Here is a 10,449-nt window from a genome sequence, read left to right as displayed (position 1 = left end):
ACGAGCGCGGTGGCCCGAAGTGCTCCAATCGCCCACGCCTCCGACGTCAACACCGCGTTTCCACACAGCCTCGGCCCGAAACAGCCAGGCCTTGGGGTGGAAACTGCCTGTTCCTGTCTCGAACACACGCACCGCCGCGCCTTCGAGATCGGACAGCCGATGCAGCGCCGCAGGTTCCGTTACGTCCATATAGTCGCCGACCACGATCCGAAGCCGGCCACCTCGGTCCAGCAGGTCACGAAACCACGGCTCGATCAGTTGGACCCCAGACGCCATCGCAAAGGCGATCGCCAGGTCAACGCGTTCAGCATCGTCGATGCTCTTGGCAATCAGGGGCAACAGCGGATCATCGGCACCTGTTGCCAGTCGCGCCCGGCTCGGTGATCCCATCTCGCGCAGCTTCAAATGGCCGTATTCGACGACCATCTGAAATCCAGTCGCGCCCGCAGCAAGCGCCTCACCCATTTTTGCCAGAAGGGCGAACTGCTCGGTCGCCGTCAGATCAACCCAACGCGCTACATGCCTGGGCGCCGCAAAGGCACCCGCGGTGCGGCAGATCGGGCAATCTGGAAACAGATCTGGCAATGCGAAAACCTCGAAGCAGCCGCCAGGTTAGAGATTTTCGGCCCGCTGTCCAGGCTCCGCGCAGGGAAAAGCCAATTCCACGCCCCATCGATCCCGCTCTGCTGCCGTTCCCCAATCCCGCATCGGTGCCCTGTGGAGGGTCGCAGGGCATATCGTTGCATCTTGGGCCACGATGTGAAGCGAGAAATCCCTGATCCTTCGGCTCAGAAGTTCGTCTCGCGAGCGACGCGCATGTCGATGTCAGCTTTCCTTTTCCGCGCCTGCGAGCCTGAGCCGTTCTGCGGCATGAAAGAACATTTCGACCAAGGGCCCGCGCTCATCGGACAAGGCGAAGACCACCTCTTCGACGGGTGCGCGCATTTCCGCGACTTCCAGCCGTCGGACCGCATCGGCACGATAGGTGCCGTGACGCCACATGAACCCGACACCTATGCCGGTGGCGACCGCCTCGTAAACGCCGTCGCGCGTGTCCGCGACCAGACGGGGCTGTGCGGATAGGCCCGCAAGTCGCAGGGCACGATCGACGACTTTCTGGGTCGATGAGCCAGCCGAGCGGAAGATCAGCGGCTCCTGCACCAGACGGGCCAGCGAAACCCGCGCCTGACTTGCAAGAGGATGATCAGCACTGACTATCGCCACGACCTCTTGCGTCAGCACGGGCGCGCGCCGGAAGCGCGCGTCGGGCGGCAGATCCGGCAGCACAGCGACATCCACCTCGCGCCGCAACAGCGCGCCCAGAATGCTGCGGTGCGATCCGGTCTGCACGACGACCGACGCCGACGGGTGGTCCGTGACCAGCTCCCCGATGATCGCGATCCCGGGCATGGAGTTGCCTAGGCCCACGCGCAGCAGATGTGCCCCCGCCCCGGTTCGCCGCCCCAGAACGCGAAGTGCATCGCGCTCCGCCTCCTGAATGCGCTGACCGATATCGCACAACTCGCTGCACAGCGGCGTTGCCCGAAGACTGCCATTCACCCGGTCAAAGAGATGCACCTCAAAGGCGGCCTCCAGGTCCCGTATCTGCTGCGCGACAGCGGAATGCGACAGGCCAAGCAAGCGGGCCGCGGCGGAATAGCTGCCTGCTTCGACAACGGCAAGAAGCGCCCTGAGCCGGGGAAGCGTCAGTGCGCGGATGGGATCGGGTGAGGGCAAGGGTTTCATGAGGTGAAGGTCTAACCGTGATCCGTAACAGCGCGGTTACACGCGCCGCCTACCACGAACCCAACAAGGACGCGTCGGAGCACGGATGGCGCGAATCGAGAATGGAAGGCGCGGCGAAGGATGACGACAGCAATCGGGTTGAGGCAGTTTCTTGCGGGTGACGGGCCAGAGCGCGCGGCGGTTCTATCCGATCTCGATGGCTGTCTCATCTCCGGGACTTCAGTGCTGCCTTTCGTGTCGGAACTGTTCGCACGCTGCGGAGAGAGGCTTTGGATCGTGTCGAACAACTCGACCGATACAGCAGAGACGCTGTCTACCCGGCTGGCAAGCATGGGGTTAATGATTGCCCCCGCCCGCATCCTGCTTGCCGGGGAAGAGACCCTGCGCCGGATCGCAGAGGACCGGCCTGGGGCGCGCGTGGCCCTGTATGCCTCCCCGGTTCTGCGCAGGTTGGCCGCGCGACTGGGCCTGATCGAGGATCTAACCGCGCCAGATCTTGCTATTCTTGCGCGAGATCCGGGTTTCTCCTTTTCCGATCTGACAGGATTGATGCATCACGCTGCGCGCGGCCTGCCGGTGGTCGCAACCAATCCCGATCCCAGTCATCCCGACGCCGAAGGCTTTCCCGTGCCCGAAACCGGGGCCCTGATGGCGGCGCTGCGGGCTGCACTGCCCGGCCTTGCGATGCCGGCGATGGGCAAGCCCGAACCTGACCTCGCGCGGATTGCCCTGACAAGGGCAGGTGTTGCGGCCTCGGAGGCGGTTTTCCTCGGGGATACCCCCGAGACGGACGGGATCGCCGCGCAGCGTGCCGGTATCGACTTCGTCCTGCTACGGCGCCCCGGCAGTGTTTTCCAAAGTGAGGAGGTCTTCGCATGATCACGCTTGCCTTGCGCCGACTTTTCCGCGCGGCCTTCACCTTCTTTGTCATCGTCACGCTGGTGTTCTTTGCCACGCGGATGTCAGGCAGCCCGCTGGATTTCATCATCGGCGAAGGCTTGAGCGCCGAAGATCGCGCCACGCTGATCCGCTATTACGAACTGGACCGGCCCTGGTGGGATCAGTATCGCGCCTTCCTTGGGGCGCTCTTCGACGGCAACTTCGGTCTGTCCTTCATCGAGCGTCGCCCTGTCTCGACCATGGTCGCGGAACGGCTCTGGCCATCGGCGCAGCTATTGCTGGCGGCGACGGCGGTGACCCTGCTGTTGGCGATTCCGCTGGGTGTAGTCGCGGCCCTGTGGCGCAACAGCTGGATCGGCAGCGCCGTGATGTCCGTGGCCTTTATGGGCTATGCAGTTCCGAACTTCGTGCTCGCGGTCTTTCTGGTGCTGGTCTTCGCATTCTGGCTGAACTGGCTGCCGGTCGTGGGCAACGGAACACCCTGGCATTTCATCCTGCCCACCGTGACGCTTTCGGCGGCCATGATCGCAGCCATCATGCGCTTTACCCGAAATGCAATGCTCGACGTGCTGGGCCAAGACTACATGCGCACGGCGCGGGCCAAGGGGTTGGACGAGGGGCGTGTCGTGGTCAAGCACGGACTGCGCAACGCAGGCATCACGATCCTGTCGGTGGTGGGCCTTCAGATCGCGGCGCTCGCCGCTTCCGGCTCGGTTGTGGTGGAAACCATATTCGCCTGGCCCGGCATGGGCGAGCTGCTCGTCAATGCCGCGATCCGGCGGGACTACCCGGTGCTGCAATTCGGCGTGCTGACCGTCGCACTGGCCGTGATCCTCATCAACACCTGCGTGGATATTGCCTACACCTGGGCCGATCCGCGCCTGCGCCGCAGTGGCGCGCGGAGATAATCCATGACCGCTTTCCCCATGATCGCCCGCAACACGGCCCTTGGCGCCTTCTGGGCCTCGGGCGACCGCATCCAGCGCTTGGCCCTCGTGCTTGGCGCAGCCTTGGCCCTGGCCGCGCTGGCAGCGCCCCTGATCGCGGGCTTCGATCCAACGGCACAAAGCCTTATCTCGCGCCTGCGCCCGCCACTTGGCTTCGAGGGTGCCCGCCCGGGCCACTGGCTTGGCACGGATGAACTGGGCCGTGACCTGCTGTCACGCTGCCTCTATGGGCTGCGGCTCACCCTGTCGCTTGCCCTGATGGGCGCGACGCTCGGGCTGATGCTGGGCGGGCTCCTGGGCGTTCTGGCGGGCGTTGCGGGCAAGCGCATCGACGCCGTGATCATGACGGCAGTCGATACCCAGATCGCGATTCCGTTCACGCTGGTCGCCCTGTTCATGCTGTCGGTCTTCGGGTCCTCCCTGACCGTCATGGTGCTGGTTCTCGGCCTGGCTGGATGGGAGCAATATGCGCGAATTCTGCGCGGCGAGGTCATGCGCCTGATGCAGATGCCCTTTATCGAAGCAGCCCGGGCGGCGGGTGCCAGCCCGCTGCGCATCGCGCTGACCCATGTGCTGCCCAATGTGGTCTCGCCCGTGGTGGTGCAGTTCACCCTGAGCCTGTCGAACATCATCTTGCTGGAAAGCACCCTGTCTTTCCTTGGCCTTGGCGTGCAGCCGCCAACCGCGACGCTGGGCGCGATGGTGGGTGTCGGGCGTGACTACATGCCCAACGCGCCCTGGATCGTCCTGGCCCCGGCCTTGCTGATCCTGGCGGTGACTTTCTGTGTCCAGATCCTTGGCGACTGGCTGCGCGACCGCGCCGACGTGCGCCTGCGGGCCCGCTGAGCCTTACGACCTCCCCTCTCAACCCTCCGAAGGAGATTGACCGATGAAACACCTTCTGACTGCTACAGCGCTTGTCGCCGCCCTGTCGGGCATGGCGGGCGCTGCGGAACTCACGGTCGCGGCCGCGAATGTCTCGTCCTACCTCGACCCGGGCAAGGACCATTCCAACGTCGGCTCGCAGTTCTATTTCAACAGCTTCGACCCGCTGATCCACAAGGATTACTCCAAGGCCGATCCGGAATGGCAACCGGGCCTTGCGACGGAATGGACGCTGATCGAGCCCACTGTGATGGAGCTGAAGCTGCGCCCGGGCGTGACGTTCCACAACGGCGAGCAGATGACTGCGGATGACGTGGTGTTTTCGCTCAACCGCATGTTCCAGGCGACGTTCCCGCCCTACCAGGTGCGTATGCGCGACCGCCTGTCGAACTTTGACCACGCGGAGAAGGTCGACGACCACACCGTGCGCATCCACGTCAAGCGCGAGGAGCCCCTGTTCGAGACGCTGCTTAACCTTCAGCAGACCTTCATCATTCCCGAAGACTACACCAAGGCCCTGTCCGGCGATCCGAAGGTGGCCGAAGACAGCGATTACGAGGCCTTCGCAATGGCCCCGGTCGGAACCGGCCCCTACCGCATCGCCGAATTCGTCCCGGGCCAGAAGATCGTTTGGGAACGGTTTGACGGCTTCTGGGGCGAGCAGGCCCCCTTGGACCGGGTCAACGTGATCCAGGTGGGCGAAGTGGCCAGCCGCCTGACCGCGCTGCGCACCGGCGAGGCGGACATCGCCACCAACATCGCGCCCGACCAGCTGTCAACCATTGAGGCCGATCCGACGCTGAAGGTCGTGGGCGGGGCGACGCCGCTGTTCCACGTCATGATCATGAACCAGAACCATCCCAAGCTGCAGGATGCCCGCATCCGTCAGGCGCTGATGCTGGCGATCGACCGCAACCTTCTGAACGAGGCGCTCTGGCTGGGCAAGGCTGTCGTGCCCGACAGCCACACGATGGAAGAGTTCGGTCCGTTCTACATGCCCGAACTCAAGACCTTCGAATACAATCCCGAACGCGCCAAGGAACTGCTGGCCGAGGCGGGCTATGACGGGTCCGAGATTACGTTTGACACCCAGGGATCTTACTACACCAACGGCATGCTGGCCGCGCAGGCCATCACCGAGATGTGGAATGCCGTGGGGATCAAGGCCTCGATCCGCGACCTGCCGAAATGGTCCGGCAACGACCCCGAGATGATGGCACGGAACTGGTCGAACCCGATGTATTTCAACGACCCCTTTGGCAGCTTCGGCGTGATGTGGGCGCCCGGCGGCCCCTCGCAATCCGAAGGCCGGTTCAACACGGACGAAACCTATGCCGAGATCTGGGATCGCTTCCGGTTCTCGAAGGACATCGAGGCGCGCAAGGCGGCCTATGCCGAGCTGATGGATCACATGGCGAAGGACCCGGCCGTTCTGCCGCTCTATCGCCCCTATGAAAGCTGGGCGATGCGGACCGATCTGAACTGGGCGCCGAAGCCCGGCCACATTCCCTATGTGCTGGATTTCCGCGCCGGTTCGGTCGCGCTGACCAACTGATACAGGCCGGACCCGCCACCCTACTGTGGTGGCGGGTCCATCTTCATCAAGGAAAACACCATGACTGTTCGCATCGCCATCGTCACCGACATCCATCACGGCCAGCCCTCGACCGCCAAGCGCGGCGACATGGCGTTGCCGCTGATGGAGGAATTCGCCCGTTACGTGGATGACACCGGCGCCACCCATGTTCTGGACATGGGCGACCGCATCTCTGACGTGGACCGTGAAACCGACCTGAAACTTCAGGCCGAAGTGGCCGAGGCTTTCCGCGCGGTCAAGGCGCCAATCTGGCATCTGAATGGCAACCATGATCGTGACTACCTCAGCGTCGCCGAAAACGAGGCGATCCTGGGGCAAGCTCTCGGGCATGAGGTGCAGGACCTTGGAGGCTGGCGCATCGTTCTGTGGCGCGCCGACAGCCGCATCCGTCGTGGCGACGAGGCGCTGGTCCCGGGCGGGCAGAACTTCCTTCTGGATGAGGCCGATCTGGTCTGGCTTGCGCGCACGATGCAGGCAGCCGACCGCCCGACGCTTGTGGTCAGCCACGTCCCGGTTTCGGGCCACGCCCAGACCGGAAACTACTATTTCCAGAACAACCCCGGCTCTTCGACCTATCCGATGGCCGAGCGCGCCCGCACTGCGCTATCTCTGGCCCGCGTCCCGGTCGTCTGCATCGCGGGGCATGTGCATTGGAACACGGTCACGACGGTGGACGGCATCACCCATCTGACCCAGCAATCCTTGACCGAAAGCTTCACCACCGGGGGCGAGCCGGCCGGGGCTATGGGCATGATCGAACTGGGCGAGACCGTGACCTGGGAAGTGGTCGGGGACGATCCGTTCCGCTTCGGTTTCCGTCCGCAGGCACATCGCTGGACCCCGCCACTGCCCGATTTCAACAGCCATCCGGAACTGCGCGCCCGCCGCGCCCCTGCAAACGGAGCCTGACCCATGACACGCCCGCCCCTGCTACGCATCGAGAACCTCTCGCTCGCCTTCGGATCGCATCCCGCCGTGAAAGACCTCAGCTTTTCTGTCGAGCGCGGCGAAACCGTCGCTCTGGTGGGGGAGAGCGGGTCCGGCAAATCCGCGACTGCGTTGGCGATCCTGCGGTTAATCGAGCGTGAGGGCGGGCGGATTGCGCAGGGGCGCATCCTGCTTCACGGCACGCCCCAACTTGATCTCGCAGCCCTCAGCGACCGGCAGATGCGCGAGGTGCGGGGCAACCGCGTCTCGATGGTGTTCCAGGAGCCGATGACCGCGCTGAACCCAGTGCTTACTCTTGGCGAACAGGTGGCCGAGGTGATCCGCCTGCATCAGGGACTCGATCGTAGATCGGCATTGAGCGCCGCGCAGGAGGCGTTTGAAAAGGTCCGTATCCCCGAGGCTGCGCGTCGCCTCCGCCAATACCCGCATGAATTGTCCGGAGGCCTGCGCCAGCGCGTGATGATCGCTGCGGCCCTTGCCTGCCGACCGGACCTTTTGATCGCCGATGAGCCGACCACAGCGCTCGACGTGACCAACCAGGTAGAGATCCTGGCCCTGATCCGCAGCCTGCAGGCGGAAACCGGAATGAGTGTCCTGTTCATCACCCATGACATGGGCGTGGTCGCCGAACTGGCCGACCGGGTCGTGGTGCTGGCCAATGGCGAAAAGCAGGAAGAAGGCCCGGTGCACGACGTCTTCGCCCGCCCCGCAGCGCCCTACACGCAGCGGCTGATGGCGGCGACGCCAAAACTGGGAAGCGGCGCGCCGAAGGCCCTGAAACGCGCGGATCCCGTGCTCGAAGTGACGGATCTTGCCGTGCGTTTTGGCGTGGGTGGCGGCTTGTTGCCTCAGTCAGGTCAGACCTATCACGCGGTCAACGGCGTTTCGCTGCGGATCGAACGCGGAGAGACGCTGGGGCTGGTCGGCGAATCCGGCTGCGGGAAATCAACGCTTGCGCGCGCGGTGCTGCGGCTGGTCGAACCCGCGGAGGGGCGCATCAGGCTGGCGGGCGAGGATATCACCGCGCTTTCTGCCGCAGACCTGCGCGCGCACCGTCGCCACGCCCAGATCGTCTTTCAGGACCCCTTCGCCAGTCTTAATCCACGCCTTCCAGTTCATAAGTTGATCACCGAGCCCGCCCTGATCCACGGACGCACCACCGCCGCCGAAAGCCGTAACCTGGCGGCCGATCTGCTGGCACAGGTTGGTCTGCCACAAGATGCGCTCGACCGGTTTCCGCATCAGTTTTCGGGCGGGCAACGCCAGCGCCTGTGCATCGCCCGCGCGCTGTCCGCAGGCCCGGACCTGATCGTTGCTGATGAAGCTGTCTCGGCCTTGGATGTTTCGGTCGCGCGTCAGGTGACCGACCTCATGGCACGCCTGCAGGCCGAAACCGGCGTCTCGTTCCTGTTCATCAGCCACGACATCGCTGTGGTCGAACGCGTCAGCCACCGCATCGCCGTGATGCACGGGGGCCAGATTGTCGAGACCGGACCAACAGCCGAGGTGCTTTCTCGCCCCGTCCATCCCTATACGCGCAAGCTTCTCGCTGCCGTGCCTGTGCCCGACCCCGCCCGGCGCGGAACCGCTATCGATGCGCTCGGCATGGAGATCGCCCGACCGAGGCTGCTTTTGCCAGCTGGTGAGCTGCCGCAACGGTTTGAAACCGTAGAGATCAGCACCGGGCATTTCGTGGCGGTCGACGGCATCGGCGAGAAGCTTGCGACACTGGCGGGGCGCACTAACCGTTTTCCGACCTCTTCAGATGCGAACGACGGCGTGCGCCAAAGGGCACACGAAGGCGCGCAGTCGGGCGCACGCGACAAGGAGCGCCAAGGAACGTAATCGCGCGCCTGAGATCCCCCAAAAGTGGCGTTTGCGAAAGCTCGTCGCGCCACCGATCCCGCACTGCTGCCTTTCCGAATAGCCCGCCCCGCATCCGCATTGCATACCGAAGTCGCCTGACAGCGATCGCTCTTTGCACCTGTGCGTCAATCCATCGGGTGGATCACCCGATGCAGAAAGTCCTGCGTGCGCGGATGCTGCGGATTGCGCAACACCTCATCGGGGGACCCCTGTTCGACGATTGTCCCGGATTCCAGGAACAAGACCCGATCGGCAACGGCCTTGGCGAACCCCATTTCATGGGTCACGACAACCATCGTCATGCCTTCCGAGGCGACATCGCGCATGACAGAGAGAACCTCACCAACCAGTTCGGGGTCCAGGGCGGAAGTCGGCTCATCGAATAGAATGGCCTTCGGACGCATCGCCAGGGCGCGCGCGATCGCCACGCGCTGTTGCTGTCCGCCCGATAGCTGACCCGGGCGCGTATCGAACTTGCCCGCCAAGCCAACCTTTTCCAACAGCTCTACCGCTTGATCGCGCGCTTCGGAACGCTTCACGCCCTTGACGAAAATCGGGCCTTCCATGACGTTTTCCAGCGCGGTTCGATGCGGGAAAAGGTTGAAGCGCTGGAAAACCATCGAGACCTGCGTTCGGATGTCGACGATCGAACGATCCTCGGGGTCGACTTTGGCCCCTTCGATCGTGATCGCGCCACGGTTATACGTCTCGAGGCCATTGATGCAGCGCAGAATGGTGGATTTCCCCGATCCCGACGGTCCGATGATGCAGACGACCTCACCCTTCGCAACGTCGAAGCTGACCCCTTTGATCACCTCGAGCGATCCGAAGGATTTGTAGATGTCCTGAACTGAAATCATGACTGGGAATACCTCCGTTCAAGATGCCGGGTCAGGAATGTGAGCGGAAGGCTCAGGGCAAGGTAGATGAATGCCACCAAGGTGAAGACGGTCATGTTGTCGAACGTCGAGGCCGCAATCAGCTGGCCTTGCCGGGTCAGTTCCGCAACCGTGATGGTCGAGACAAGCGAGGAATCCTTCAGCATCATGATGATCGTGTTGCCGAACGGCGGCAGGACGATCCGGACGGCCTGTGGCATGATGACCCGACGCATCACAAGACTGTCTGTCATGCCGATCGAGTGTGCGGCTTCAATCTGCCCACGGTCGATCGCCTCAATCCCTGCGCGGAAATTCTCTGCTTGATAAGCAGAATAGGCGATACCCAGCCCGATGATCCCCGCCTGCACCGCGGTAAGGTTGAGCCCGACTTCGGGCATGACGAAATAGATGTAGAACAGCTGCACAATGATCGGGATACCGCGAATGACGGTGATGAACGTCCGACTGATGCCCGCCAGAACCGGGATCCGGGACCACATCATGATGGCCCAGACAAAACCCAAAACCGTGCTCAGGATGACCGAGAAGAACGTGACGATCAGCGTCAGGAACACACCATCCATCAGGATCGGCAGATAATCACCCGCCTTAGTGAAAAACCCCGTCATTCAACCTCCTGCGGATTTAGTTCATGCTGAAAGGGGCGGCGAAAACCTAC

Annotated in this window: 10 protein-coding genes; 6 read left to right on the top strand and 4 right to left on the bottom strand. The window is 63.5% G+C overall.

Annotated features, from left to right (window positions below):
- Together MXB90_RS07405 and MXB90_RS07400 are read right to left on the bottom strand one after the other, a co-directional pair.
- On the bottom strand, window positions 1-585 hold a 585-nt coding region (locus tag MXB90_RS07405), incomplete at its 3' end, for a phospholipase D-like domain-containing protein (protein ID WP_462982238.1).
- A gap of 240 nt (window positions 586-825) precedes the next feature.
- On the bottom strand, window positions 826-1,746 hold the full coding sequence (locus tag MXB90_RS07400) for a LysR family transcriptional regulator (protein WP_284040763.1): 921 nt from the start codon (window positions 1,744-1,746) through the stop codon (window positions 826-828).
- Window positions 1,747-1,866: 120 nt separating this feature from the next.
- Between MXB90_RS07400 and MXB90_RS07395 the strand changes: the two genes are divergently transcribed.
- From MXB90_RS07395 to MXB90_RS07370, 6 genes are read left to right on the top strand one after another with little or no spacing between them, the layout of a single operon-like run.
- A complete protein-coding gene (locus MXB90_RS07395; protein WP_250043017.1) occupies window positions 1,867-2,625 on the top strand; it encodes an HAD-IIA family hydrolase in 759 nt (252 codons plus the stop codon).
- Window positions 2,622-3,554 carry an ABC transporter permease gene (locus tag MXB90_RS07390; RefSeq protein WP_250043015.1) on the top strand — a complete coding sequence of 311 codons (933 nt, stop codon included), beginning with the start codon at window positions 2,622-2,624 and terminating at the stop codon, window positions 3,552-3,554. Before MXB90_RS07395 ends, MXB90_RS07390 begins: the two co-directional genes overlap by 4 nt.
- A 3-nt stretch (window positions 3,555-3,557) precedes the next feature.
- Entirely contained in the window at window positions 3,558-4,439 is an 882-nt protein-coding gene (locus tag MXB90_RS07385) for an ABC transporter permease (RefSeq protein WP_250043012.1), read from the top strand.
- Between the two features lie 43 nt (window positions 4,440-4,482).
- The gene (locus tag MXB90_RS07380) at window positions 4,483-6,033 is read left to right on the top strand and encodes an ABC transporter substrate-binding protein (RefSeq protein WP_250043010.1); all 1,551 of its coding nucleotides are present in this window, start codon (window positions 4,483-4,485) and stop codon (window positions 6,031-6,033) included.
- Between the two features lie 60 nt (window positions 6,034-6,093).
- Window positions 6,094-6,984, top strand: coding sequence for a metallophosphoesterase family protein (locus tag MXB90_RS07375; protein WP_250043005.1), 891 nt, complete (start codon window positions 6,094-6,096; stop codon window positions 6,982-6,984).
- 3 nt (window positions 6,985-6,987) lie between these two features.
- Window positions 6,988-8,868: an ABC transporter ATP-binding protein gene (locus tag MXB90_RS07370; protein WP_250043003.1), complete on the top strand. Its 1,881-nt coding sequence runs from the start codon at window positions 6,988-6,990 to the stop codon at window positions 8,866-8,868.
- Window positions 8,869-9,014: 146 nt separating this feature from the next.
- Here the strand turns inward: MXB90_RS07370 and MXB90_RS07365 are convergent, their stop codons facing one another.
- Together MXB90_RS07365 and MXB90_RS07360 are read right to left on the bottom strand one after the other, a co-directional pair.
- A complete protein-coding gene (locus tag MXB90_RS07365; RefSeq protein ID WP_250043001.1) occupies window positions 9,015-9,749 on the bottom strand; it encodes an amino acid ABC transporter ATP-binding protein in 735 nt (244 codons plus the stop codon).
- Window positions 9,746-10,399 (bottom strand): amino acid ABC transporter permease, encoded by a 654-nt coding sequence (locus MXB90_RS07360; RefSeq protein ID WP_250042999.1) that lies wholly within the window; start codon window positions 10,397-10,399, stop codon window positions 9,746-9,748. The genes MXB90_RS07365 and MXB90_RS07360 overlap by 4 nt, the downstream gene beginning before the upstream one ends.
- Window positions 10,400-10,449 lie beyond the last annotated feature (50 nt).

The sequence above is a fragment of the Phaeovulum molybdatiresistens genome (assembly GCF_023544865.1).
GTDB lineage: Bacteria > Pseudomonadota > Alphaproteobacteria > Rhodobacterales > Rhodobacteraceae > Pontitalea.
This window is presented reverse-complemented; position numbering and strand designations above follow the sequence as displayed.